General features: G+C 68.7%; 25 protein-coding genes. 12 read left to right on the top strand and 13 right to left on the bottom strand.

Annotation, left to right across the window (positions count from 1 at the left end):
* Window positions 1-28: 28 nt before the first annotated feature.
* Complete coding sequence (gene katG / locus AC1PZ7_RS03490) at window positions 29-2,203, top strand: catalase/peroxidase HPI (protein WP_482358132.1); 2,175 nt, start codon at window positions 29-31, stop codon at window positions 2,201-2,203.
* A 95-nt stretch (window positions 2,204-2,298) separates the two neighbouring features.
* On the opposite strand, the gene AC1PZ7_RS03485 is transcribed toward katG, so the two are convergent.
* From AC1PZ7_RS03485 to AC1PZ7_RS03450, 8 genes are all read right to left on the bottom strand, one after another.
* Complete coding sequence (locus AC1PZ7_RS03485) at window positions 2,299-3,114, bottom strand: hypothetical protein (protein ID WP_482358131.1); 816 nt, start codon at window positions 3,112-3,114, stop codon at window positions 2,299-2,301.
* Window positions 3,111-3,518, bottom strand: a complete 408-nt coding sequence (gene crcB / locus AC1PZ7_RS03480; RefSeq protein WP_482358130.1) for a fluoride efflux transporter CrcB — start codon at window positions 3,516-3,518, stop codon at window positions 3,111-3,113. The genes AC1PZ7_RS03485 and crcB overlap by 4 nt, the downstream gene beginning before the upstream one ends.
* Before the next feature lie 361 nt (window positions 3,519-3,879).
* Complete coding sequence (locus tag AC1PZ7_RS03475; protein WP_482358129.1) at window positions 3,880-4,008, bottom strand: hypothetical protein; 129 nt, start codon at window positions 4,006-4,008, stop codon at window positions 3,880-3,882.
* A gap of 225 nt (window positions 4,009-4,233) precedes the next feature.
* Entirely contained in the window at window positions 4,234-4,446 is a 213-nt protein-coding gene (locus AC1PZ7_RS03470) for a cold-shock protein (protein ID WP_482358128.1), read from the bottom strand.
* A 339-nt stretch (window positions 4,447-4,785) separates the two neighbouring features.
* Entirely contained in the window at window positions 4,786-5,598 is an 813-nt protein-coding gene (locus tag AC1PZ7_RS03465; protein ID WP_482358127.1) for a transglutaminase-like domain-containing protein, read from the bottom strand.
* A gap of 26 nt (window positions 5,599-5,624) precedes the next feature.
* On the bottom strand, window positions 5,625-5,900 hold the full coding sequence (locus tag AC1PZ7_RS03460; protein WP_482358126.1) for a DUF1488 family protein: 276 nt from the start codon (window positions 5,898-5,900) through the stop codon (window positions 5,625-5,627).
* A 223-nt stretch (window positions 5,901-6,123) separates the two neighbouring features.
* On the bottom strand, window positions 6,124-6,366 hold the full coding sequence (locus AC1PZ7_RS03455) for a hypothetical protein (protein ID WP_482358125.1): 243 nt from the start codon (window positions 6,364-6,366) through the stop codon (window positions 6,124-6,126).
* A gap of 87 nt (window positions 6,367-6,453) precedes the next feature.
* Window positions 6,454-6,759, bottom strand: coding sequence for a hypothetical protein (locus tag AC1PZ7_RS03450; protein WP_482358124.1), 306 nt, complete (start codon window positions 6,757-6,759; stop codon window positions 6,454-6,456).
* A 540-nt stretch (window positions 6,760-7,299) separates the two neighbouring features.
* On the opposite strand from AC1PZ7_RS03450, the gene AC1PZ7_RS03445 reads away from it, so the two are divergent.
* The 4 genes from AC1PZ7_RS03445 (at window position 7,300) to AC1PZ7_RS03430 (ending at window position 9,667) form a co-directional block, all read left to right on the top strand.
* A complete protein-coding gene (locus tag AC1PZ7_RS03445) occupies window positions 7,300-7,545 on the top strand; it encodes a hypothetical protein (RefSeq protein ID WP_482358123.1) in 246 nt (81 codons plus the stop codon).
* Window positions 7,546-7,641: 96 nt separating this feature from the next.
* Complete coding sequence (locus tag AC1PZ7_RS03440; RefSeq protein WP_482358122.1) at window positions 7,642-7,851, top strand: phosphoribosyl-dephospho-CoA transferase MdcG domain-containing protein; 210 nt, start codon at window positions 7,642-7,644, stop codon at window positions 7,849-7,851.
* Window positions 7,848-8,753, top strand: a complete 906-nt coding sequence (locus tag AC1PZ7_RS03435; protein ID WP_482358121.1) for a triphosphoribosyl-dephospho-CoA synthase — start codon at window positions 7,848-7,850, stop codon at window positions 8,751-8,753. The genes AC1PZ7_RS03440 and AC1PZ7_RS03435 overlap by 4 nt, the downstream gene beginning before the upstream one ends.
* Window positions 8,744-9,667, top strand: coding sequence for an ACP S-malonyltransferase (locus AC1PZ7_RS03430; RefSeq protein WP_482358120.1), 924 nt, complete (start codon window positions 8,744-8,746; stop codon window positions 9,665-9,667). The genes AC1PZ7_RS03435 and AC1PZ7_RS03430 overlap by 10 nt, the downstream gene beginning before the upstream one ends.
* A gap of 63 nt (window positions 9,668-9,730) precedes the next feature.
* Here the strand turns inward: AC1PZ7_RS03430 and AC1PZ7_RS03425 are convergent, their stop codons facing one another.
* Together AC1PZ7_RS03425 and AC1PZ7_RS03420 are read right to left on the bottom strand one after the other, a co-directional pair.
* Window positions 9,731-10,267 (bottom strand): hypothetical protein, encoded by a 537-nt coding sequence (locus AC1PZ7_RS03425; protein ID WP_482358119.1) that lies wholly within the window; start codon window positions 10,265-10,267, stop codon window positions 9,731-9,733.
* A gap of 49 nt (window positions 10,268-10,316) precedes the next feature.
* Window positions 10,317-10,943, bottom strand: a complete 627-nt coding sequence (locus AC1PZ7_RS03420) for a hypothetical protein (RefSeq protein WP_482358118.1) — start codon at window positions 10,941-10,943, stop codon at window positions 10,317-10,319.
* A 113-nt stretch (window positions 10,944-11,056) separates the two neighbouring features.
* Between AC1PZ7_RS03420 and AC1PZ7_RS03415 the strand changes: the two genes are divergently transcribed.
* The gene (locus AC1PZ7_RS03415; protein ID WP_482358117.1) at window positions 11,057-12,577 is read left to right on the top strand and encodes an MFS transporter; all 1,521 of its coding nucleotides are present in this window, start codon (window positions 11,057-11,059) and stop codon (window positions 12,575-12,577) included.
* Here AC1PZ7_RS03415 and AC1PZ7_RS03410 read toward each other — a convergent pair.
* Together AC1PZ7_RS03410 and AC1PZ7_RS03405 are read right to left on the bottom strand one after the other, a co-directional pair.
* The gene (locus AC1PZ7_RS03410; protein WP_482359554.1) at window positions 12,546-13,097 is read right to left on the bottom strand and encodes an isoprenylcysteine carboxyl methyltransferase family protein; all 552 of its coding nucleotides are present in this window, start codon (window positions 13,095-13,097) and stop codon (window positions 12,546-12,548) included. The two genes, AC1PZ7_RS03415 and AC1PZ7_RS03410, sit on opposite strands and share 32 nt — an antisense overlap.
* A gap of 16 nt (window positions 13,098-13,113) precedes the next feature.
* Window positions 13,114-14,238, bottom strand: a complete 1,125-nt coding sequence (locus tag AC1PZ7_RS03405) for a type III polyketide synthase (protein ID WP_482358116.1) — start codon at window positions 14,236-14,238, stop codon at window positions 13,114-13,116.
* Between the two features lie 541 nt (window positions 14,239-14,779).
* Here AC1PZ7_RS03405 and AC1PZ7_RS03400 point away from each other — a divergent pair.
* A complete protein-coding gene (locus AC1PZ7_RS03400) occupies window positions 14,780-15,934 on the top strand; it encodes a catalase family peroxidase (protein WP_482358115.1) in 1,155 nt (384 codons plus the stop codon).
* Between the two features lie 2 nt (window positions 15,935-15,936).
* On the top strand, window positions 15,937-16,485 hold the full coding sequence (locus tag AC1PZ7_RS03395; protein WP_482358114.1) for a cytochrome b: 549 nt from the start codon (window positions 15,937-15,939) through the stop codon (window positions 16,483-16,485).
* Between the two features lie 118 nt (window positions 16,486-16,603).
* Here the strand turns inward: AC1PZ7_RS03395 and AC1PZ7_RS03390 are convergent, their stop codons facing one another.
* Window positions 16,604-17,524 (bottom strand): helix-turn-helix domain-containing protein, encoded by a 921-nt coding sequence (locus AC1PZ7_RS03390; protein WP_482358113.1) that lies wholly within the window; start codon window positions 17,522-17,524, stop codon window positions 16,604-16,606.
* 405 nt (window positions 17,525-17,929) lie between these two features.
* Here AC1PZ7_RS03390 and AC1PZ7_RS03385 point away from each other — a divergent pair, with 405 nt between their 5' ends.
* From AC1PZ7_RS03385 to AC1PZ7_RS03370, 4 genes are all read left to right on the top strand, one after another.
* Window positions 17,930-19,072 carry an efflux RND transporter periplasmic adaptor subunit gene (locus AC1PZ7_RS03385; protein WP_482358112.1) on the top strand — a complete coding sequence of 381 codons (1,143 nt, stop codon included), beginning with the start codon at window positions 17,930-17,932 and terminating at the stop codon, window positions 19,070-19,072.
* Window position 19,073: 1 nt separating this feature from the next.
* Window positions 19,074-22,238 carry an efflux RND transporter permease subunit gene (locus AC1PZ7_RS03380; RefSeq protein WP_482358111.1) on the top strand — a complete coding sequence of 1,055 codons (3,165 nt, stop codon included), beginning with the start codon at window positions 19,074-19,076 and terminating at the stop codon, window positions 22,236-22,238.
* 110 nt (window positions 22,239-22,348) lie between these two features.
* On the top strand, window positions 22,349-23,530 hold the full coding sequence (locus AC1PZ7_RS03375; RefSeq protein WP_482358110.1) for an HlyD family secretion protein: 1,182 nt from the start codon (window positions 22,349-22,351) through the stop codon (window positions 23,528-23,530).
* Between the two features lie 9 nt (window positions 23,531-23,539).
* Window positions 23,540-25,111: a DHA2 family efflux MFS transporter permease subunit gene (locus AC1PZ7_RS03370; protein WP_482358109.1), complete on the top strand. Its 1,572-nt coding sequence runs from the start codon at window positions 23,540-23,542 to the stop codon at window positions 25,109-25,111.
* Window positions 25,112-25,263: the final 152 nt, after the last annotated feature.

Genomic DNA, 25,263 nt, shown 5'->3' with positions numbered 1-25,263 from the left:
GCGAACCCGCAGACGATCGGAGAACGCAATGGACGACATCACGAACAAGCCGGCCGGCAAATGCCCGGTGATGCACGGCGCCATCACGGAAGTCGGAACGTCCAACATGGACTGGTGGCCGAAGGCCCTCAATCTCGACATTCTCCACCAGCACGACACCAAGACCAATCCGCTGGGCAAGGACTTCGATTATCGCGAGGCGCTCAAGGGCCTCGACTTCGACGCGCTGAAGGCCGACATGCGCGCCCTCATGACCGACAGCCAGGAATGGTGGCCGGCCGACTGGGGCCATTATGGCGGCCTGATGATCCGCCTGTCGTGGCACGCGGCCGGCTCCTACCGTCTGGCGGATGGCCGCGGCGGCGGCGGCACCGGCGACCAGCGCTTCGCCCCGCTCAACTCCTGGCCGGACAATGTCAGCCTCGACAAGGCGCGCCGGCTGCTCTGGCCGGTCAAGAAGAAGTACGGCAATAAGGTCAGCTGGGCCGATCTCATCGTGCTCGCCGGCACCATCGCCTATGAGACCATGGGCCTGAAGACCTTCGGCTTCGGCTTCGGCCGCGAGGACGTCTGGCACCCCGCCAAGGACACCTATTGGGGCTCCGAGAAGGAGTGGCTGGCGCCGAGCGACAACCGCTACACCGACGTCAACGAGCCCGCGACGATGGAGAACCCGCTCGCCGCCGTGCAGATGGGCCTCATCTACGTCAACCCCGAGGGCGTCAACGGCGTTCCCGACCCGCTGAAGACCGCCGCCCAGGTGCGCGAGACCTTCGCCCGCATGGCGATGAACGACGAGGAGACCGCGGCGCTCACCGCCGGCGGCCACACCGTCGGCAAGACCCACGGCAATGGCGACGCCACGGCTCTCGGCCCGAACCCGGAAGCCGCCGGGCTGGAGGAGCAGGGCCTCGGCTGGTCCAACCCGAACCAGAACGGGCTGGCCAGCCGCGCGGTGACGTCCGGCCTCGAAGGCGCCTGGACGACCCACCCGACGAAGTTCGACATGGGCTTCTTCGAGATGCTGTTCGGCCATGAATGGGAGCTGCGCAAGAGCCCGGCGGGCGCCTGGCAGTGGGAGCCGGTCAACATCCGGGAAGAGGACAAGCCGGTCGACACCAGCGATCCCTCGATCCGCCACAACCCGATGATGACCGACGCCGACATGGCGATGAAGGTCGATCCCGTCTACAACGCGATCTGCCGGAAGTTCATGGCCGATCCGGCCTATTTCCAGGACACCTTCGCCCGCGCCTGGTTCAAGCTGACCCACCGCGACATGGGGCCGAAGGTCCGCTACATCGGCCCGGACGTTCCCGGTGAAGACCTGATCTGGCAGGACCCGGTGCCGGCCGGCCGCACGGACTATGATGTCGCTGCGGTCAAGGCGAAGATCATCAATAGCGGCCTCACCATCGGCGAACTCGTCAGCACCGCGTGGGACAGCGCCCGTACCTATCGCGGCTCCGACATGCGCGGCGGCGCCAATGGCGCGCGCATCCGCCTCGCCCCGCAGAAGGACTGGGAAGGCAACGAGCCGGCCCGCCTCGCCAAGGTGCTCGGCGTGCTGGAGACGATCGCGGCCGAGACCGGCGCCAGCGTGGCCGATGTCATCGTGCTCGGCGGCAATGTCGGCGTGGAACTGGCGGCGAAGGCCGCCGGCCACGACGTCAGCGTCCCCTTCGCCCCCGGCCGGGGCGACGCCACCGACGCGCAGACCGACGCGGACTCCTTCAGCGTGCTGGAGCCGATCCATGACGGCTACCGCAACTGGCTGAAGAAGGACTATGTCGTCAGCGCCGAGGAACTGCTGCTCGACCGCACCCAGCTCATGGGCCTCACCGCCCCGGAGATGACCGTGCTGATCGGCGGCATGCGCGTGCTCGGCGCCAATCATGGCGGCAGCAAGCACGGTGTCTTCACCGCCCGCGAAGGCGCGCTGACCAACGACTTCTTCGTCAACCTGACCGACATGGGCAATACGTGGAAGTCGGTGGGCGAGGGGCTCTATGAGCTGCGCGACCGCAAGACCGGCGCGCCGAAGTGGACGGCGACCCGCGTCGACCTAGTCTTCGGCTCCAACGCGATCCTGCGCGCCTATGCCGAGGTCTATGCCCAGGACGACGCCGGGGCGAAGTTCGTCGACGACTTCGTCGCCGCCTGGACCAAGGTGATGAACGCCGACCGCTTCGATCTCGCCTGATCGCAAGCCCGCCTCTCCCCACCCGCGTTGATGGGGGTGGGGAGAGGCCGCCTTGCCTCAAGGGCGAGGCCCCGCGCCCGTGCCGGCTCGCCCGGCTAATGCGCCAGGAAGAGCGGCAGGTCGGCGACCTGCAGGAGTTCGCGCGTGGTTCCGCCGAACAGCCATTCCATCAGTTCCATGTGTCCATAGGCGCCGGCGACCAGGAGATCGGCGCCCAGGCGATCCGCCTCCTGTACGAGGCAGGCCCCGGTCGTCTCGTGCGAGAGCGCGACCGTTGCGAACTCCGGGCGGATGGCAGCGATCGGCCACATCGCCTCGAGATCGGCATCGGCCGCGTCCGCGCGCTGGATGTTGAGGGCCGATATCCGCTCGGCGGCGCGCAGCCAGGGCTCGGCGGCCATGATCGCCCGGCGCATGGTGTCGTCGTCGATCAGGCCGACCGCGATATGGGCGAAATGCGTGCGCCCGCCCGGCCGCCAGCCCGTGGGAACCAGCAGCACCGGCTTGCGGGTCGAGAAGATCGCCGCATGCAGCGCGTCCGTCGCATCCATGTTGGCGTCGTGAGCCATGACGATGAGGGCGATGTCCCCGGCCGCTTCCTCGACGACGACGGCGGTCTCCGCTCCGGTGACCGACCGCCAGGCGACCGGCGCCGCCTTCGGGCCGCGCTGCGCCTCCCAGGCGTCGAACGCCGCGCGGGTCGCGCGGGCACGCTGCTCGGCCGTGCCCTCCTTCATCTCCCGCAGCTGCTGGATGCTGACCTCCTCGCTCGAGGCCATCATCTGCGCGGGATCGACGACCACTTCGAGGGCCTCGATCGACACCCCGGGCAGCGTCGCGGCCGCGAGCTCCGCGGCGTCGAGCGCGGCGGGAACGCTGGCGGAACTCGTCAGGACCGACAGGATCTTCATGTGCCCACGCTCCTCGTCATCGCCGTCAGGGCGCCCGGAAACATATAGCCCAGGCTGACGGCGACCAGACATATCACGACCGACAGCGCGACATTGAGCACCGCCCGGCCCGCCTCGCCGGCATTGAGCAGCACCAGGGTCTGAAGGCTGAACGACGAGAAGGTGGTGAAGCCGCCGCACAGGCCGACCAGCACGAACTGGCGGACTTCGAGCGGAACCGTCGACCGGGCGCCGCTCTCGAAGAGAGCGGCGAACAGGCCGATCGCGAAGGACCCGCCTATGTTGATGAGGATCGTGCCCCAGGGCAGCGCATCGCCCAGCAGCAAGGTGAGCCAGCGGTTCAAGCCGAAGCGGAGCACGCTGCCGACGGCGCCACCAAGCGCGACATATCCATACGCAAGCATGACGCCACCCCTCCGACGAAATCCGCGCCAGCCAACGGGCAGCGGCCATGGCGGGAGAGTCTCACGGCGGACCGGACGGCAATATTCTACAGTGATGTGGAGACTTCAAACGATCGTATGGCGGCGACGGACCTGCGCCTGTCTCGTCCGTGCCTCGAACGGACCGCCCGGGACGACGGCATCCCGTCGCCGGCCGGCCATATTTTGCCGGCTAACCCAGGGATACCGGCAACCGTCGCCGATCGCGCGGACGCCAGGCGCCGGCACGCGACAGCTGGCGAGCGGGCAAGGCCCGCCCGTCGCGGCCCGGACAGGGCCGTCCTCTCCCGCGTGCGGCGGACCAGGCGGGCGCGACCTCGCGTCAGCCCTTCTTCTTCGGCAGGCCGATCGACACCGGGCTCGCCTTGGAAAGCACGGAAACGGGTTCGGCCTCTTTCTTCTTCTTCGGCTTCTTCGCTTCGCGGTTGCTGCGCAACTGCCCCTTCGCCATGATCATGTCCTCCTGATCGCGGCGCGCGACGGCGCCGCCAGAAACGAAAAACCCCGCGGCCTCAGGGAGGCGCGGGGCAACAGGGCGCCAGGCGCCTGCGGTCGCACGGACCGTCTCATCGCTCGTCCCGGCCGCCAGTACATCCGTGGTCGGCACAACACGAGCAATGGGAGGAAGCGCACGGCAGCGGCGAACCCTCGGGTCCGCGCCTCCGGGCGCCCCGGATCAGCTCAGTGCTTGGAGCCGGTCGGCGGACATCTTGCCGCTTCTCTGGTCGGTGACGAGCTCGAAGCCCACCTTCTGACCTTCGCGCAGATCGCTCATGCCGGCGCGCTCGACAGCACTGATGTGAACGAACGCATCGCTGCCGCCATCATCCGGCGCGATAAATCCAAAGCCCTTCTGGGCGTTGAACCATTTTACGGTTCCCGTGGCCATGGGAAACCCTTTCGTGATTATAGTCGTGGCGCGCCCGCAAAGATGCAGGTCGTCGAAATTGCATTTTCAGGAATAAAAAGCTGGCGGCGCCCTCGATAAAAGGCGCTAATGACAGCAGATTTAACCGTACATCGACTTAGATAAGATACGCCTCGGGCACCTGTTTTTCAAGGCCGCGCCTTCTTAAAATTCAGCGACGCCGAGTATTTCGCCGTCCGCCGTGAATGAGAGCCCGAAAACGCTTCCAATACACGCGGAAATACGTTCCGGATCTGCCGTTTTCATGCCCCGGACGCGGCGCGCGGCGTTCCGCCACCAGGCCATGCGGCCGGGACGCGGCTAGGACGCGGCCGGCACCTCGTAGGTCCACACCCGGAACGCCTTCAGCAGATGCGGGCCGAAGGAATTGATCAGCGGGACGTCGGCGGCATCGCGGCCGCGCGCGACGACGATCCGGCCGATCCGCGGCACGTTGTTGCGCGGATCGAACGTATACCAGGCACCGTCGAGGAAGACCTCCATCCAGGCGCTGAAGTCCATCGGGTCGACCACCGGGACGCCGATGTCGCCGAGATGGCCGTTCACATAGCGCGCCGGAATGTTGAGGCAGCGGCAGAGCGCGACCGCGAGATGGGCGAAGTCGCGGCAGACGCCGACACGCTCGTGGAAGGTCTCGAAGGCCGACCGCGTCGAGCGCGCCTGCATGTAGTCGAAGCGGATATGGTCATGGACGAAGTCGCACACCGCCTGCACGCGGCCCCAGCCCGGCGCGTGCCCGCCGAACATGTCCCATGCCGTCTGGCTGAGACGGTCGGTCTCGCAATAGCGGCTGCCCAGGAGATAGACGAGGCAATCGTCGGGCAGCTCGGGCACCGGCAGCTCGCGGGCATGCGGCCGCACGACGTCCAGCGCGCCATCGTCCTCGATCGTGGCGTCGCCCCAGATCGTCAGGTCGCCCGCCGGCGCGACGAGCCGCCGGCAGCGATTGCCGAACAGGTCGAGATAGGTCGATGTCGGGACCTCGGGCGTGGTGAAGAACGTCTCCGGCGCCCGCATGTCCGCCGCGCGATCCTGGTGAACCGACAACAGGCAGACGAGCGCCGTCGGCTGCGGGCAGGCCAACGTCATTTCATAGCCGTAACGGATCAGCATGGGCGGGATCTCGCAGCTCGGTGCATCTACCGGATATCGGCGACGGTCAGAATGTACGAGGTGCGGCGGCCCTGGGAATAGACCTTGCGGGCGAGATCGTGGATCGCGCCGCGCGCCGCGTCGAAGGCCCGCAGATGTCCATCCTCGGACCCGTCGACCGCGCCGGCGCCGGCGTTCGAGCGGGCGAGCGCCGCGGTCTCGATGAGGAACGGCACCTCGAACATGCCGTCATAGCCGGTGAAGCGCACGGCGCTTCGTGACTTGTCGAAACTGCGGCTGGGATTGGGAAAGGCCAATGTCATGACAGGCGCCTCGTGGTTTCGCCCGGCCCGCCCCCGGCAATGCCCGGAATGAGCGAGACGGACGCCGGGCCGTTCGGGCCGGCGCGTCCGTGGCCATATGGTGCGCGACCGGGTACGTAGTCGGTCGCGCGGTCGGGTGCACGACCCGGCGCGCCGCCTTCGCCCTCCCAGACCCTGATCGCCAGGGCATCGCCCCTGCGTGCGGCGGCGGCGTGCGGGTCTTTCATGGCGAAGAACTCTCTTCCGGCAGTGTCGCGCCGTCGAGCGGGCAGGAGTAGAGCGTCCTGCCGGTCGCGTCGGTGATGCACAGGGCGTCGGGGCGTTGCGGCATGTCGAGGGTCTGCGCCAGCGCCCGGGCGGCACCGATCGCGCCATCGAGATCGAGCGCGTCCAACGTCTCGCGGCCGACGACCGCATGCGCGCCGTCCTGCTGCCGGATACGATAGAACTCGATCACGATCTTCATCGACACGTGCTTCCCCGTGCGCCGCGGGGCGCCGGCTGTCCCTCCGGCCGTCCCGGTCGATGGTTCCGCGACGGGAACCATCCGGCCTCAGACCTTGCCGAAGGTCCGCGCGCGAAGCGCCGCGCCTTCGCCCATCTTCACCACGGCGACCGGCTCGAGGCTGTCTTCCGTGGCCACCCGCTCATGCTGCTCGCCCTCGTTGCGGATGCGGTACTGCGCGGAATTTCCGAGCGGCGGCAGCCGGCCGGTAATCTTGTAGACATCGCCGTGCCGGGAGGAGGTGGCGCCGAAGCCGCTCTTCAGCCGGACGGTCTGCCCGATGGAAAATTGATGTGTCGCCGCATCGCGCTCGATCGGACGGCTGCTGCGCTGCGGATTGGGTGTGGCGGTCATGACGAGGTGTGGTCCTTATTCTAAGACGGGGTGGTGCCTCGCCACGCAATCGGCGCCACGCGCGACGGCGGAAGCCGGCGCAGGCGCGATGGCGGACGGGACGAAGGCACAATCATGCGGATCCCGAAATGGACGCCTCCCGTTCGAATCGAAACGACGCTTCCGGCTGCCAGTACATCCGTGGTCAGCGCGGACTTCATTTCGTATTCGAACAGGGCGACACGCACGCCTGATCGGCGTGATGCATCCGTTTTCGAGAATTTCATGGTGTATGGCGGGCGGACGTCTCAAACGTCGCGAAGCCAGCTCGACCAAACAATTAGGATTTATTGATACGCCTGTATTGCGTTGCGAACAAGGCGAAATAAACGGGCCCGGCAATTCGGGTTGATCCTGAGCCGGCCGCCGGAACAAGGCCGCCGGCGCGGGAGCCACCCTGCCGCGGGCCGTCGCCGGCCTTGCCTATTCGTTCCACATCTGTTCTCGTCGCGACCTGATTCAGTTCCGCCCGCGCCGTGCGGGCACGGCCGGAGAGATGGCGTGGCAATCGAGACGATCTACATCGTGCAGGCCTTCAAGGCCGGTGCCCGCGGCGGGCTGAAGGCCGAGCCGCCGAGCAGCGCGCGCAACGAGGCCATGGCCATCCGCACCGCCGAGCGCCTGGCGACGGCCAAGGCCGGCGTGGTCGCCTTCTCCACATCGGGCGATGCCGAGACCGGCGAGTTCGACGACGAGCCCAAGATCCTGTTCCGGTTCGGCCGGCTGCCGCCGCAGTTCGACGACTGACCCGCCGGCCGGAACGGGACGGGGATCGACATGCGATTCACCGGCGCGGCCGGGCTGGCGCGCGGCGATCAACCGGCTTAGTGATCGCCTGGAGGCTTGCGGGGCGCGCGCGTCTACGGTTCTCTCGGCTGGCGGCACCCGACGGGAGAGAACCATCTGCACCCCGATTCCGACATCGATCCGCTGATCGAGCCCGGCCCCGGCCGCGGTCCCGAGCGTGCGCTCGGCCGGCACGCCGTGGCCGCCGGCGCGCCCCGCCGCGCTTCGGCAGCGTGCCCGATGCTGCAGCACGAGGTTGCAGCATGAATTGCAGCCGTCCCGCCCGCTCCGAACCGCGTCCGGACCTGACGCAACAGGCCTGCGCCGAGATCGACCGCTGCGCGATCTGGGCGCTGGAAAGCGAATTGCGGCTCTATCCCAAGGCGGGGCTGGTGAGCTTCGTCGACACCGGCAGCCATGACGACATGGATGCCGGCACCTTCCTGCGCAGCGCCGCCGCGCTGACCGGCTATTTCGGCCGCATGGCGGCGGCCGGCGCGCGCGGCGCCGGCTTTAACGAGTTGAAAACGCTGGGCATGGCGGCAGAGGCGCGGATGTTCGCCGCCACCGGCGGCATCAACACCCATCGCGGCGCGGTGTTCACCCTCGGCCTGCTCGCCGCCGCCGCCGGCCATGAGCGACTTTCGCACGGCGCCGGGCCCCCGGCGGTGCGGGCGCGCAGGATCTGCGCCCACGTCGGGCTCTGGGGACCGGCCATCCTCGCCGGGCGTCCGCCGGTCGATTCCAGCCACGGCGCTGCAGTGCGCACCCGCTACGGCGCACCCGGCGCCCGCGACCAGGCCGCGGCCGGCTATCCGGCGCTGTGCCGCCACACCCTGCCGGCCTTCGAGACGACCTATCGCGCGACCGGCTGCATCGAGCGCGCCGGGCTGCAGGGCTTCTACGCGACGGTCGCCACGCTCGACGACAACAACCTGCTCTACCGCGCCGGCCCCGACGGGCTCGCCCACGCGCAGCACTCCGCGCGGGAGTTCCTGGCGGCTGGCGGCATGCTCGCACCCGACGGGTTCGAGCGCGCGGGTGTCCTTCACCGCTCTTTTGTCGTTCGTCGCCTAAGCCCCGGCGGCGCCGCCGACCTCATCGCCGCCGCGCTGTTCCTCGCCGCCGCGACCGGCATGGTGCGACAGGATGAGCCGTCATGGGCGTGATGCTGCTGTGCCCGGGACAGGGCAACCAGCACCCGGCGATGTTCGCGCGGCTCGTGGACGAACCGGCGGCGCGGCCGATCCTCGATCTCGCCGGCGCACGGCTCGGGGTCGACCTGCGCCGTCTCGGCGGCGCCGTCGACGGGCTGGACTATGCCGACAACCGGGTGGCGCAGATTCTCCTTACCGCCCATTGCCTTGCGGTCCGCGCGGTGCTCGGCGAGGAGGTCGGCGACCTCTGCGTCGGCTACAGCGTCGGCGAGATCGCCGCCGTGGCCTGTGCCGGCTGCCTCGATCCGGTTGCCGCCCTCGATCTCATCGAGGAACGGGTGCGCTGCATGGACGAGGCCTGCCAGGCCGCCGGCACGCCGCAGGGCATGATGGCGGTGATCGGCATCGCGCTGCCGGCGATCACCGCGTTCGCGCAGGCAGCCGGCCTTGCCGTCGCCATCATCAACGGCGCCGACCATGTCGTGCTGGGCGGACCGGCGGCCGTGCTCGACCGGATCGAGCCGGAGCTGGCGGCACGCGGTGCGCGCAACGTGAAGCGGCTGCCGGTGCGGGTCGCCTCGCACACGCGCTTCATCGCGTCGGCGGGACCGGCGTTCCGGGAGGTGCTGCGGCGGGCGCCGTTCCGGCCGGCCCGGCTGCCGGTGCTGTCCGGCCTCGACGGGCGGACCATCCGCAGCCATGAGGACGCCGTCACCGCGCTGTCCGATCAGCTCTGGAAGCCACTCGACTTCCGGGCCTGCCTGGAACTCGCCGGGGAGCGCGGCGCACGCTGCGCCATCGAGATCGGTCCCGGCCACAGCCTCACGCGGCTGGCCGCCGACATCATTCCCGATGTTCCGACCCGGCCCTTCGAGGATTTCCGCTCCCGCGACGGCGTGATGAACTGGCTGTCCCGCCAGCTCTGAGCCCCTTGGCCGCCCGGCGTGGCGGCTTGCCTCGAAAGCCGGCGATCGTCCCCGTCCGGCCGCTCAGGCCGGGCCGCTCCCGCTCATGATATGGTGGATCAGCGGCGCGAGCTGCGTCTCGAAGTTCATCTCCCCGCAATGATATTCCAGCGCCGCCGCGCGCTTGCGCTCCAGCGCCTCCCGATCGGAGAGGGCGTCGGCGAGCCTGTCGGCCCCCTCCTCCGGATCGGTCGGATCGAAGACCGCGCAGACCTCCTCCGGCAGATAGGCGAGCCCCGGATTGCCCGAATGCGCGATCACCAGTCCGGCCGCGATGTATTCGCCGATCTTGTTGGAAGAGGAGGAGAGAAAATAGGAATCGCCGAGCGGCGGCGAGGTGAGGCGCTCGGCGAGCGGTGCCCAGAACAGTCCGACATCATAGTCCGGCAGCCGTGCGAGCAACGCATCCTTGCCGAGCGGCTCGAGCACGCGGTAGAGCGGATGTGCGGCAAGCGCGCGCGCCATCTCCCTCTCCTCCGGCGTGCCCGGCAGGTACCAGTCGACCGCGACACCGCGTCCGCTGAGCCGGGTGATGAAACGGGACAGTCGCGCACGGTCCATCCAGCATAAGACGTTGCGCGAGCCGGTATAGACAACCCGGGGAGCCCCCTCATGCGGCACGAACGGCGCCTCCGGCTGCAGCCGCGGCGCCTGCCGCTGGATAAAGGCCGGCGCGGCAAGGCGCGGCCAATCGCGCCGACGCCACGCGTACCGCAGATCGCAGATCGCAGATATCGATATAGACGTCCATTTGGCCGGCCATCCGACCGATGAGGGTCATGTGACGGCTTTGATAATAGTCGCAGAAATAGGCCGCATATTTCACCCGCCGCCGCGGCCGCGACAGCTTGTAGGCCAGCGCAGACACCGCCAGCTCGTGCTCGCCGATCACCCAGTCGGGCCGGAAGTCGGCCAGCATCTGCCAGACGCGGTAATGCCGCTCGACATTTGAGACGCGCACGCCCCAGCGGCCGATGTCGGGAATGGTGGCGTAGGAGATCGTCTCAAGCTCCATCTCGCGCACCTGCGGCGAGGCTCGGGAGGCGAAAAACATCTCGGCTCCCTCGCGCGCCAGAGCCGCCGCCAGATAGTGCAGGTTGGGGAAGAGATTGGGATTGTAGGACGCCAGAACCGCGACCTTCATCGATTCCCCGCGTGCGGAAGACACGGACCCAGGACTGCGCCACGCAAAACCGGAATTGCCATCCGCGTCCTCTCCACCCAGCGAGACGGACATCGCCGGGATACTCCCGCCCACTCTGGCCATGGCGCCCTGCAATGGGCTATCCAGCTCGCCCGCGTTCCAACGGGGCGATGCTAGGCGCGCGGCGTGGTGGAGAAAAGCGAAACATGAAGATGGCACCGCCTCCGCTGGCCGCTCCGAAGGCCACCCCCCGCGACTGGCTGGCGCTGGCGGTCATCGCGTTGCCCTGCCTCGTCTACGCGATGGACCTCACGGTGCTGAACCTCGCCGTGCCGCACCTCGCGCTCGACCTCGCGCCCTCAGCCTCGCAGCTGCTCTGGATCATCGACATCTACGGCTTCATGGTCGCCGGCACGTTGATGCTGATGGGCACGCTCGGCGACCGCATCGGCCGACGCAAGCTGCTGCTCATCGGCGCGGCGGCCTTCGCCTGCGCCTCCATCCTGGCGGCAATGGCGCGCAGCGCCGACCAGCTCATCCTTGCCCGCGCCGTGCTCGGCATCGCCGGGGCGACGCTGGCACCCTCCACGCTCTCGCTGATCCGCAACATCTTCCTCGACGACCGCCAGCGCACCTTCGCCATCGGTGTGTGGATCGCCTGCTTCTCCTCCGGCGCGGCGCTCGGCCCGCTCATCGGCGGCGTCATCCTCACCTATTTCTGGTGGGGCGCGGTGTTTCTCGCCGCCGTGCCGGTGATGATCGGCCTGCTCATCGCCGGCCCGCTGCTGCTGCCGGAGTTCCGCGACGAGACCGCCGGCCGGCTCGACGTGGCCAGCGCGCTCCAGTCGATCATCGCCGCGCTGGCGCTGATCTACGGCATGAAGCACATCGCCGAGCACGGCTTCGGATGGGAGGCGGGAGCGGCGATCGCGCTCGGCCTCGCCGTGGGCGCCTTCTTCGTCGCGCGGCAGAAGCGCCTCGCCGACCCGATGATCGATCTCGCCCTGTTCCGCCATCCCGGCATCGGGGCGGCGCTGGCGATCAACGTGTCGGCCATGCTCGGCGCGATGGGGATCTTCGTCTTCATCTCGCAATATCTCCAGCTCGTGCTCGGCATGAGCCCGATGGAGGCCGGGCTGTGGACCGCGCCGTCGGGCGTGTGCTTCGCCATCGGCTCCATGGCGACGCCGCAGTTGGTGCGCCGCTGGCGGGCGGTGGACGTGCTCTCCGTCGGTCTCGTGCTGGCCGCCTCCGGCTTCCTGGTGCTCACCCGGCTCGACACCGGCGCCCCGCTGCCGGTGCTGATGGGCGCGATCCTGCTGATGTGCCTCGGCCTATCGCCGGTCGGCACCATCACCACGGATCTGGTGATGCGGATGGCGCCACCGGAACGGGCCGGTGCCGCCTCCGGCATTTCCGAGACCAGCTTCGAATTCGGCGGCGCGCTCGGCATCGCCTCGCTGGGCAGCCTCGTGGCGGCGAGCTACCGGCTGGCGATGGAGAATGTCGCGCCGGCCGGCATCGCGCCCGACCTGCTGGACCCGGCGCGGCGCACGCTCGACGCCGCCGTGATCCTCGCCCGGAAGCTGCCGGAGGCGGAGGCCACGCCGCTGCTGGAGGCCGCCCACGCCTCCTTCGCCAGCGCACTCGACCATGCGGCACTCGCCTGCGTGGCAACGACGCTGTTCGCGCTCGTCATCGCCCGCCTGTACCTGCCCCGTAGCTGAGCGCGCGCGTGCCGGCCGCCCCGGCCAGCGCCGCGTTCTCCGCCCGGATGCGCACGCCGAGCAGCGCCGCATTGGCGAGCGAGAAGGCCAGCGCGTACCAGATGAGGCCGAAGACCAGCGGCAGCAGCGCGATCTCCGCCACCACCACCGCGTAGTTGGGGTGCGAGAGGAAACGGTAGGGACCGGCGCGCACCAGCGGCGCGCCGGGAAGCACGAGAATCCGCGTCGTCCAGCGTGGACCGAGGCTCGCCAGTATCCAGAGCCGGAGCGGCTGCACCAGCACATAGGCGGCGAGGAAGCCCCACGCGACCAGGCGGCCGGGCGCGAGCAGCCACAGGCCGGCGAGCCAGGCGGCGTGCAGCGCGACCATGACCGGGTAATGCCCGGCCCCGGTCTCGCGGGCGCCCGCGGCCCTCAGCCGGGCGGTGTTGCGCCGTGCCACCACCAGCTCGGCCAGCCGTTGCAGCGTGACGAAGCCGAGCAGCAGCAACGCCGCGATGGACGGTGTTGTCGGTATCATGGTCGACATCGCCGCCTCACGCCGCCGCCAGCGACACGCAGGAGGCGGTGAAGCCGGGCCCCATCGAGACCAGCGTCGCGCGCTCCGGCAGCCCCTGACCGATCACCCGTTCGAGGATGAACAGCACGGTCGGGGCGGACATATTGCCATGGTCGGCCAGTACGCCGCGCTCATGGTCGAGCGAGCCCTGGTCGAGGCCGAAGGACCGCTCGATCGCCGCCACCACCTTGGTGCCGCCGGGATGGCAGACGAAGCGGCCGACATCCGCGACGGAAAGGCCGATCCGGCCGAGAATGCCCTCGACCGCCGGGCGCAGATGGGTCGCCGCGAAGCTCGGCACGTCCGGCACGAGGATGACGCCGAAGCCGACCGGGTCGATGCTCCAGCCCATGATGCCGAGCGTGTCCGGCCACAGATGCTCGCCCGCCCCTTCGATCACCGCCAGCCCGGTATCGCCGCTGCGCAGCACGCAGGCCGCCGCGCCGTCGCCGAACAGGGCGGCGGAGATGAGGCTCGCCTTGTCCGGCCGGTCCAGCCGGAAGGAGAGGCTGGAAAGCTCCACCGTCACCATGAGCACCGTGGCGCCCGGCTGCGCCTCGGCGATGCGCGCGGCGACCGCGAGACCGGTCACGCCGCCGGCGCAGCCGAGGCCGAACACCGGCACGCGCTCGATATCGGGGCGGAAGCCCATCCGCTTGTGCACCACGGCGTCGAGGCTCGGCGTGGCGATGCCGCTGGAGGAGACGAACACCACCGCGTCGACCTGTTCGGGCCGCACATGGGCGCCAGCCAGCGCCTTCTCAGCCACCTCGATGAAGAGGCGCGTGCCCTCCTCGACATAGACCTCGGTGCGCTCGGGCCAGCCGCGCGGAGCGAGATACCAGTCGAGCGGACGCGCCGCGAAACGCTGGCGGATGCCGGTCGAGGCGAACACCCCGGACAGGGTGGCGGAACGGGCGAAGATGTCGGCGAAGACATGGTGCATCGCCAGCGCCGCATCGTTCTGGTCAATGCGGTGCGGGGGCAGCGCGGTGGCGAGCGAGAGCAGGCCCGCCGGCGCCGGCCGGTCGGCGGGGCGCGCGTGCGGCGAAAGGGTCGCGGGAGACGGGAAGGCGGAGATCGTATCGGTGGTGTTCAGCATGGGGGTCACTCGGATCGCGGTCGCCGCCCGGCGTCGCGCGCAGGCGACGGGCGGACGGCCCGGAGGGTTGGTCGGAAGACCGCACGCGACGACTGGCCCCCATTGCCCTGTGCCGCTGCGCGCTGGCCCGCGTGATCGTGGCGATCTCCCGCATTCAGCGTGGCGGACGCTTCCGTCCGTCCCTTGGGAAGGTAGCTACTTGCTGTCTTTTCCGCCGTCCTATTGTCGTTTAGTTTATGAACACTTTGGTTTGCGACGCAGGGTAAAGCATCAGGAACTATTCGCTCCGCGCGATCGCCGGAATGATGTCGTTTTGTCGGCAAAACCACTGTGCCTTGCGTAATATTCGCGCGATCGGCGACGACAATCCTGCCAACTCGCAGCGACGCCTCGCGACCCCGTTCGTTCCCGGTAGACCCGCCTGCGGCATCGCCGGTCTGCTGACGTGCCGCCGTCCCGTCATGCACGACCCGAGACGGCTGCCACCACGCCCGGCCCGACACCCGGGCTACCGTCACTCTCACATCAGGAGTTCGACTGGATGATCCCCCAGCAACCTCCAGGCGAGCGCTATCGGCTCTGGCCGATCCGGCCGCGCGCTCTGGCCGGCCTCGGCGCCACGGGCCTCGTACTCGCCGGCGTCGCCGCCGCCTTCGCCTATACAGGCGGGCTTCTCTCGCCAGAGACGCTCACCCAGACCCGCCTCATCGACCGCTTCCAGGCGCTCAACGGCGTGCATCCGGGCTTCCGGCGCAACCATGCCAAGGGCGTGTGCGTCGCCGGCACCTTCGAAAGCAACGGCGCCGGCGTCCGGATGTCGCGCGCCGCGGTGTTCACGCCCGGCAGCGTGCCGGTGGTCGGCCGCTTCGCCGTCGGCATCGGCAAGCCGTTCCTGCCGGACAACGGGGCCGAGGTGCGCAGCCTGGCGCTGAGCTTCCGTCCCGAAGGCGGTGAGGAATGGCGCACCGGCATGAACGCCATTCCGGTCTTCCCCGTCCGCACGCCGGAGGGCTTCTATGAACTCCTGCGCGCCTCGGCCGCCGACCCGGCGACGGGCAAGCCGGATCCGGCCCGCATGAAGGATTTCCTCGACGCCCATCCGGAGACCGCGCGGGCGCTCCAGCTCATTCACGCGCAACCCTTTTCCACCGGCTTCGCCAATGCCAGCTACAACAGCCTCGACACCTTCCGGCTCATCAACGCCGCCGGCCAATCCTTGCCGGTGCGCTGGTCGATGGTCGCGCTCGATCCCTATGTCGCAGAGACCCCGGCGACCGACGCGGACCGCGATCCGAACTATCTCTTCGACGCACTCATCGCCCGCATGGGCGAGGGGCCGCTGCGGTACCGCCTCGTCGTCACGGTCGGGCAGCCCGGCGATCCCACAGACGACGCGACGCTGCCCTGGCCGGCGGGGCGCGAGGGGATCGAGGTCGGCACGCTGAGCCTCGACCACATCGAGGCCGAGGCTCCCGGCAATTGCCGCGACATCAATTACGATCCGCTGGTGCTGCCGGACGGCATCGCCGCCTCGGACGATCCGCTGCTGAGCGCGCGCTCGGCCGCCTATTCGGTCTCGTTCACCCGGCGCGCCGGCGAGGCCAAGACGCCGAGCCAGGTGCAGGTTCCCGACAGCCCGGTTCCCGCGGCGCGCGATCCCGCCAACGGCACGCCCGACACACGGAAAGGAAGCTGATCATGACCACGCCGCGCTTCCCCGCATTCTCCCGCCTGCTGCACTGGCTGATGGCCCTGATGATCCTGGCCATGCTGTTCATCGGCATCGGCATGGTCAGTTCGTTAGCCGACTATCACTGGCTTCTGTCGATCCACCGCCCGCTCGGCATCGCCATATTGGCGCTGGCGGCGCTGCGGCTCGTCAACCGGCAGATCAACCCGCCCCCGGCCCTGCCCGACGACATGCCCGGCCTCCTGCGCCTTGCCGCGCAGGCCTCGCATCTCCTGCTCTATGCGCTGATGTTCGCGGTGCCGCTGGTCGGCTGGGCGATGCTGTCGGCGGCGCGCTACCCGGTCGTGCTCTACGGCACGCTGCAACTGCCGCCGATCCTGCCGCAGAACGACATGCTCTATGCGTGGCTGCGAAGCACCCACACGGTGCTGGCGCTGGCGCTGTTCGCGGTCGTCCTTCTCCATCTCGCCGCCGCCCTCACCCATGCGCTGGTGTTTCGCGACGGCGTGTTCGCCAGCATGGCCTCACTGCGGCGCGGTCGTGGCCGGGCCGCCTGAGGCGCCCTAGGCGGTACCGCAGCGCCAAAAAAAACCCCGGCTCGCGAGAGCCGGGGTCAAGGGAGGCTTCCGGGGAGGAGCCTTGGGGGAAGCGAGAGGAGAAGAGCGGGACCGGCGGTCAGTTGCGGGCGCGGTTGGCACAGCGCCACTGATAGGGGGTGTCGCCGACGAAGCGGCGGAAGACGGTGGTGAAGTGGGCCTGCGTCTGGAAGCCCACGCAGAGGGCGATCTCCACCAGCGGGTCGCGGGTCTCCAGCAGCATCTGCTGGGCCTTTTCGATGCGCTGGCGCAGAAGGTACTCATGCGGGCGCATGCCGGTGGCGATGCGGAACTGGGCGGCGAAGTGCATGCGGCTCAGGCCGGCGGCGTTCGCCATGTCGGCCAGGGTGATGGGCTCGCCGAGATTCTCCTCGACATAGGAAGCGACGCGCTTGAAGCGCCATTTCGGCAGACCCGACTTCAGGCGGCGCGGCGCGGTGGCCGGCTCTTCGCGGGGCTGCGGCGCCACCGGCGCCCGTCCCTCCAGATCGCCGACCGACGCGCCTTCCGTCGTGCAGCCGGCCGGGCCGTCCGTGCGATCGGGAACGCTCAGCAGGCGGGTGACGATGGCGAGCCGCAGCGCGTCGGCATAGAGCCCGCCGAATTCGCGCCCCTCATGCTCGGCCCGTTCAAGAGCCTGCGAGAGGCGGCGGACGACCGGATCATTGGCACCCATGCCCTCGCTCGAAGCGGGCCCGGCAAGCACGCCGGCGCAGCGGCGCATACCTTCCGGCGTGACCTCGAGGCGGATGGTGTCGGCACTGTCGGAAAGGGCGGGAGTCTCGCGCATCGTCGCGGCGGGAAGGCCGCGCGCCGCAGCGGCAATGTCGATCACCACGCCCATATGGCCGAGCCGGACCGAGAAACCCGCATCCGACGGATCCGCCGCACGGGACGGACGCACGGGCACCGGGAGGGAAGCGGCGGTGGAATAGGAAACCGGGGTATCGGCGAGGCGCGACCGGAAGCTGCTGACGAGCGGCGAAACGTGGATCGACATGGCCTGGACTCCATGGTCCTCGGAAAGAGAGGAAGCCGCTGGACGTTCCGATCGTGATGGCCGGCTCAATATTTGACTCGGTGGGTCTTCGTTTACCGGATCAAATATTGCGTCGATTACACCTGTCGTTCGGTCTATCCAGACATCGGCTGGCGATGTGTCCAGAGTAGAGACCGGTCGATTTCGCACCATTCTACGTGGGTTTCGCCTTCTATATGATGAGTTTGCACGACCCATACCTTGGTATGAACGCACGCCCGCGACGCACTCGCCGCGCCATTACGGGGCGCATCGGCAAGGTCGGGGCGAATGCGAAAGACCCCGGGACGGAAAGGCGGGACTGCTGAGACCCACCCGCCGCCCGTGGATATGCCGCCGGCGGCCGTTTCGCCCGAGGGCACGCCCATGCCGAACAAGACGACGGCGCTCCGCATCGCTGCACTGACGATCCTCGTCGCCACGCTCGGCGGCGCCGGCTATCAGGTCTGGCGGCACGACCACGCGCCCGCGCCGCTCGCCGCGATTCCCCCGGCCGTACCGGTCGAGATCGCCGAGGCGGCCCGCACGGATGTTCCCGTCTATCTGACCGGCATCGGCACGGTGGAGCCCTACAACACCGTCACCGTGCGCTCGCGCGTCGACGGCGAACTGCAGCAGGTGCTGTTTCAGGAAGGGCAGGACATCCGCAAGGGCGCGCTGCTCGCCGTGATCGACCCGCGCGTGTTCCAGGCGGCGCTCGACCAGGCCAAGGCCAAGCTGGCGCAGGACGAGGCGTCCCTCGCCAACGCCAAGCTCAACTTCCACCGCGACGCCACGCTCGGCAAGGATGCCTTCGCCAGCCAGCAGGTGATCGACAATGAGAGCAGCGCGGTCGATCAGCTCAATGCCCAGATCGCCCAGGACAGAGCGATGATCGACGAGGCGGCGACGCAGCTCTCCTATACCCGAATCGCCGCGCCCATAGACGGCCGGGCCGGGCTGCGCCTCGTCGACCAGGGCAACATCGTCCACGCCAGCGACCCGAACGGACTCGTGGTCATCAACCAGATCCATCCGATCAGCGTGATATCGACCCTGCCGCAGCGCGACGTGACGGCCATCCGCACCGCGCTCGAGACCGGCAAGGTCGAGGCACAGGCACTCTCGCGCGACGACGGCTCGGTGCTCGACACCGGCACGGTGGAGCTGATCGACAACCAGATCGACCCGCAAAGCGGCACGCTGCGGCTGAAATCGGTGTTCTCCAACCATGGCGACCGGCTCTGGCCGGGCCAGTTCGTCGATGTCGAAGTGCGCGTCGCCACCCTTTCCGGCGTGGTGACGGTGCCCTCCGACGCCATCCAGCGCGGCCCCGACGGCGATTATGTCTTCGTCGTCCGGCCCGACGCGACGGTGGCGACCGAACCGGTGAAGGTCGGGCAGGTCGCCGACGACGTCGCGGTGGTCGACAGCGGCGTCACCCCCGGCGCGCGCGTCGTGACGCGCGGCCAGTACCGCCTCGCGCCGGGCACGCGCGTCGTCGTCCGATCGCACGTCGCGGGAAGCTGAGATGTCCGGCACGCCGATGACGACCGGAACCACTGCCCCGACGACGACGCGAGCCTCGCTCTCGTCCTGGTTCATCCACCATCCCATCGGCACCTCGCTGCTGATGGCCGGCCTGCTGGTGCTCGGCGCGGTGTGTTTCCCGCGCCTGCCGGTGGCCCCGCTGCCGGAAGTCGACTTCCCGACCCTGCAGGTGGCGACCCAGCTTCCCGGCGCCAGCCCGGAGATCATCGCCTCCTCCGTCACCCAGCCATTGGAACGCCAGTTCGCCGAGATCCCCGGCCTGGCGCAGATGACCTCGGTCTCGACGCTCGGCAATTCGGCGATCACGCTGCAGTTCAATCTCGACGTCGACATCAACGCCGCCGCGCAGGACGTGCAGACCGCGATCAACGCCGCCGGCGGCCAGCTGCCGACCGACCTTCCCTCCCCGCCGACCTATCGCAAGGTGAATCCGGCCGATCCGCCGATCCTCGTACTGGCGCTGACCTCGCATTCGCTGCCGATCACCAAGGTCGACGACTATGCCGAGAACGTGCTGGAGCAGAACATCAGCCAGGTCGAAGGCGTCGGCCAGGTGCTGGTGTTCGGCCAGCAGAAGCCCTCGGTGCGCATTCAGGTCGATCCGGCCAAGGTGGCCAATCTCGGCCTGTCGCTGGAGGATCTGCGCCAGGCCATCATCTCGACCACGGTGAACGCCCCCAAGGGCATCGTGAACGGCACGCACCGCACCTTCACGCTCTACGACAACGACCAACTCACCACCGCCGGCCCGTGGCGCGACGCGATCCTGGCCTTCCGCAACGGCGCGCCGGTGCGGGTGCGCGACATCGGTCGGGCGGTCGACGCGCCGGAGAACGACCAGCTCGCGGCCTGGGCGAATGGCCAGCAGGCGATCATCCTCGGCGTCTTCAAGCTGCCGGGCGCCAATGTCATCGACACGGTCGACCAGATCAAGGCGCAGCTCCCGCGGCTGCTGGCCACCGCGCCGGCGGGAATCGACCTGAAGGTGCTCAGCGACCGCACCACGACCATCCGCGCCTCGATCGCCGATGTCGAGACGACGCTGATCATCACCGTGGTGCTGGTGGTGGCGGTGATTTTCGTCTTCCTGCGCAGCCTGTGGGCGACGCTGATCCCCGGCATAGCGGTACCGCTGGCGGTGATCGGAACCTTCGGCGCCATGTACGCGCTCGGCTACAGCCTCGACAATCTCTCGCTGATGGCGCTCTCCATCGCCGTCGGCTTCGTGGTCGACGATGCCATCGTGATGCTGGAGAACATCGAGCGGCATCTGGAGATGGGCAAGACGCCGCTGCAGGCGGCGCTCGACGGCTCGGCCGAGATCGGCTTCACCATCCTGTCGATCAGCCTGTCGCTCATCGCGGTGTTCATTCCGCTGCTGCTGATGGGCGGGCTGGTCGGCCGGCTGTTCCGCGAGTTCGCCGTCACCGTCACCATCACCATCGCGGTGTCGGCCTTCGTCTCGCTGACGCTGACGCCCACAATGGCCGCGCTGTTCCTGAAGCCGAAGGGCGAGACCCGCCACGGCCGGCTCTATCTCTGGTCGGAGCGCGGCTTCGACGCCCTGCTCACCGGCTACCGGCACACGCTCGACCTGGCGCTCGACCACCGCCGCGTGACGCTCGGCATCTTCTTCGCGGCGGTGGGCGCCACCGGCGTGATGTTCTACGAGATACCGAAGGGCTTCTTCCCGCTGCAGGACACCGGCCTCATCATCGGCGTGTCGGAAGCGGCGCAGGACGTGTCCTTCCCCGACATGGTCCGGCACCAGCTCGACCTCGGCCGCATCATCGCCGCCGACCCGGACGTCGCCACCATCGGCATGGCCGCCGGCGCCGGCGCCGGCCAGACAGTGAACAATGGCCGGATGTTCATTACGCTGAAGCCGCGCGAGGAGCGCCGCGCCTCGGTGTTCCAGGTCATCGACCGGCTCAACCGGAAGCTTGCCGGGGTCGAGGGCGCCGCCGTGTTCCTGCAGGCCGCGCAGGATCTCAATGTCGGCGGGCGCATCGCGCGCACGCAGTTCCAGTACACGCTGCAGGACGGCGACATCGGCGAGTTGAACGAATGGGCGCCGAAGATGCTGGCGAAGCTGAAGACGCTGCCCGAGCTGACCAGCCTCGCCTCGGACCAGCAGACCGGCGGCGCCACACTGACGCTGAGCATCGACCGCGACCAGGCGCAGAGGCTCGGCATCAGCCCAGCCGACATCGACAACACGCTCTATGACGCGTTCGGCCAGCGGCAGGTGACGCAGTACTTCACCCAGCTCAATTCCTACCACGTCATCCTGGAAATCCTGCCGGAGCTGCAGAGTTCGCCGCATGCGCTCGACCAGCTCTACGTGAAATCGCCGCTGACCGGCCAGCAGGTGCCGCTCGGCGTGCTGGCGAAATGGACCTCGGAGCCGACCAGCTTCCTGTCGATCAACCACCAGTCGCAGTTCCCGGCGGTGACACTCTCCTTCAACCTCGCCCCCGGCGTCGCGCTCGGCGACGCGGTGGCGGCGATCCACCGGGCGGAGGTGGAGATCGGCAAGCCGGCGACGCTGATGGGCACCTTCCAGGGCAACGCGCAGGCGTTCCAGGATTCGCTCGCCAGCGAGCCCTGGCTGGTCGCCGCGGCGCTGCTCGTCATCTATGTGATCCTCGGCGTGCTCTATGAGAGCTACATCCACCCCATCACCATCCTCTCGACCCTGCCCTCCGCCGGGCTCGGCGCGCTGATCATGCTGTGGATGTTCGGCTTCGACTTCTCGATCATCGCGCTGATCGGCGTGATCCTGCTCATCGGCATCGTGAAGAAGAACGGCATCATGATCGTCGACTTCGCCATAGAGCGGGAGCGCGTCGAGGGCCTGTCGCCGCATGACGCGATCCGCGAGGCCTGCCTGCTGCGGTTCCGGCCGATCCTGATGACCACCTTCGCCGCGCTGCTCGCCGGCGTGCCGCTGATGCTCGGCCACGGCACCGGCTCGGAACTGCGCCAGCCGCTCGGCTACGCCATCGTCGGCGGCCTCGTGGTCAGCCAGCTGCTCACGCTCTACACCACGCCGGTGATCTATCTCACGCTCGACCGGTTCGGCCGCCGCCGGCAGACAGACGAAAAGGACGAAGGACACAAACCCGCCACCGGCGTCGCCTGACCCAAGGGCAACGGTGCGATTGCGAAAGCCGCGTGGCACCAGGGAATACGCGCCGACCGATCGGCGGCATGGTTCGGGCATCGAACAACCCTGCCGCGCGGAGCGCCATGATGAACGTCGCCACGGATCCCGCCAAGCTCGACGCCCACCTGCTCACGGCCCTCCTGCCGGGCAGTGGCAGTACCCCTGCCATCCCGCCCGCCACCCCCTCCGTCACGGCCGCCGCCACGCGCGGCCCGTCGAAGCTTCGGCGGCGCCTGATCGGAACCGCCCTGGTTCTCGCGCTCCTCGCCGGCAGCTTCTTCGCCGGCTATGAATACTGGACCGTCTGGCGCTTCGAGGAATCGACCGATGACGCCTATGTCCAGGCGGACATCGTCACCATTGCGCCGGAGGTCTCCGGCTATCTCACCACCGTCAACGTCACCGACAACCAGCCGGTGCGCAAGGGCGACACTCTCGCCGTCATCGACCAGCGCGACTATCGCGCCGCGGTCGCCCAGGCGCAGGCCGACGTCGCCGAGGCCAGGGCCGCGGTCGACGACCACGCCGCCCAGATCGACGAGCAGCAGGCGCTGATCGCCGAGGCCAAGGCTCAGATCGACGCCGATCAGGCGCAGTTCGTCTTCGCCAAGCAAAACAACGAGCGCTTCGGCACACTGGCCAAGGACGGCTACGGCTCGGTCGAGACCGCCCAGCAGGCCACCGCCCAGATTGGCCAGGCGCAGGCGACGCTCGCCCGCGATACCGCCGCGCTCGACGCCGCACAGAAGCAGATCGCCACCCTCACCGCGCAGCTCGCCGAGGCGCGGGCCACGCTCGCGCACAACGAGGCGACGCTGCGGACCGCGACGCTCAATCTCGGCTACACCGTGCTGCGTGCCCCGGTCGACGGCGTCGTCGGCGCGCGCACCCTGCGCGTCGGCCAGTTCGTCGAGCCCGGCAACCAACTCCTCGCCGTGGTGCCGCTGCAGGCGACCTACGTCATCGCCAACTACAAGGAGACGCAGCTCACCGACGTTCAGCCGGGCCAGCCCGTGTCGATCGCCGTCGACACCTTTCCCGGTGTCAGCGTGCGCGGCTTCGTGCGCAGCCTCGCGCCGGCGAGCGGGCAGGAATTCGCCCTGCTGCCGCCGGACAACGCGACCGGCAACTTCACCAAGATCGTCCAGCGCATCCCGGTGCGCGTCGACCTCGACCCGACCGATCCGCTCGCCGGCCGGCTGCGCCCCGGCATGTCGGTGACGACGACGATCCGCGTCGATGGCGACGCCGCCGCCAAGGCGAAGTAGGAGGCGGAGATGGCCATTGCAGCGACCGTCGCCGGCGCCCCTGCCGCCCCCGCCCGGCCGGAAGGCGCCAGCGTCACCACCTGGGTCGGCGTGAGCGGCTGTCTGCTCGGCGCGCTGATCGCGGTGCTGGACATCCAGATCACCAATTCCTCGCTGCCGCAGATCGAGGGCGGCATCGGCACGGGAATCGACAACGGCACCTGGATTTCGACGTCCTATCTGATCGGCGAGATCGTCATGATCCCGCTCACCGACTATCTCACCCGTGTGTTCGGGTTCCGGCGCTTCATCCTCGGCGCGACCTCGCTGTTCCTCGTCTTCTCGATCGCCTGCGCCTTCGCGACCAGCCTCAACCAGATGATCCTCTCGCGCGGCCTGCAGGGCTTCTTCGGCGGATGCCTGATCCCGCTCGCCTTCACCGCCGTGCTGACGCGGCTGCCGCTCCACCAGCGCCCGATCGGCCTCGCCGCCTTCGCGCTCACCGCGACCTTCGGTCCGGCGATCGGGCCGACCATAGGCGGCTACCTCACCGAGCAATATGGCTGGCCCACCATCTTCTTCATCAACCTGATCCCCGGCGCGGTCATGCTGGGCCTGCTGTATCCCACGCTGGAGCGCAGCCCGATGCAGCTGAAGCTGCTGCGCGAGGGCGACTGGTGGGGGATCGGCTTCATGGCGGTCGGCCTCGCCAGCCTGCAGACGGTGCTCGACGAGGGCAACAAGGACGACTGGTTCGGCTCGCCCTTCATCGTCCGTCTCAGCCTGCTGGCGGCGGTCTGCCTCGCCATCTTCATCGTCATACAGTTCAGGACGGCGAAGCCGACCATCCAGTTCCGGCTGCTGGCGCGGCGCAATTTCGCCCTCGGCATCCTCGCCAACACCATTGTCGGCTTCGCGCTGTTCGGCTCGGTCTATGTGCTGCCGACCTATCTCGACGAAGTGCAGGGCTACAATGCGCAGCAGATCGGCGCGGTGCTGGCCTGGGTCGGCCTGCCGCAGCTCGTCATCATCCCGTTCGTGCCGATGCTGATGAAGCGCATCGACGCGCGCCTCATGGTCATCGCCGGCCTTGCGATCTTCGCGCTGAGCTGCTTCATGAACACCCATCTGAGCTTCGACGACGGCGGCGACCAGCTCATGATGACCAACATCGTGCGCGCCCTCGGGCAGGCCATCGTCCTCTCCCCGCTCGCCAGCATCACCATGCTCGGCATGCCGCCGGAATATTCCGGCCAAGCTTCCGGGCTGTTCAACATGATGCGCAGCCTCGGCGGCGCCATCGGCACGGCGGCGCTCGCGACCTTCATCAGCAAGCGCGAGCAGTTCCACTCCAACATCATCGGCCAGTCGGTGACGCCCTATGGCGAGAGCGTGCGCGGCTTTCTCGACACGATGCAGCACTATTTCATGCAGCATGGCATGACCGACCCCGCGGGCGCCCACCATCAGGCGGAGATCCTGCTCGGCAAGCTGGTGGCGCAGCAGGCCCTGATCATGGGCTATTCCGACACCTTCGCGGTGCTTGGCACGATCCTGCTCGTCGCCGCGGTGGCGGTCGCCCTCACGCGCCGGCCGGCCTAGACGCGCCGGCTGTGGGAAGCGACCCCCGCGCCACGCGCGGCGTGCGAATGGGAAAGTCTCCGGCGGACCGGAAAGACCCGGCGGGCATCTCCTTCCAGCCTCGCGTGACTGCGTGACCTCGCCTAGAGTGCGGCACTCGAGGGGCAACCGTT

The organism is Ancylobacter sp. TW_SC_1 (assembly GCF_056836805.1).
The sequence above is the reverse complement of the archived record's forward strand: the minus strand, read 5'-3'. Positions and strand labels throughout refer to the sequence as shown.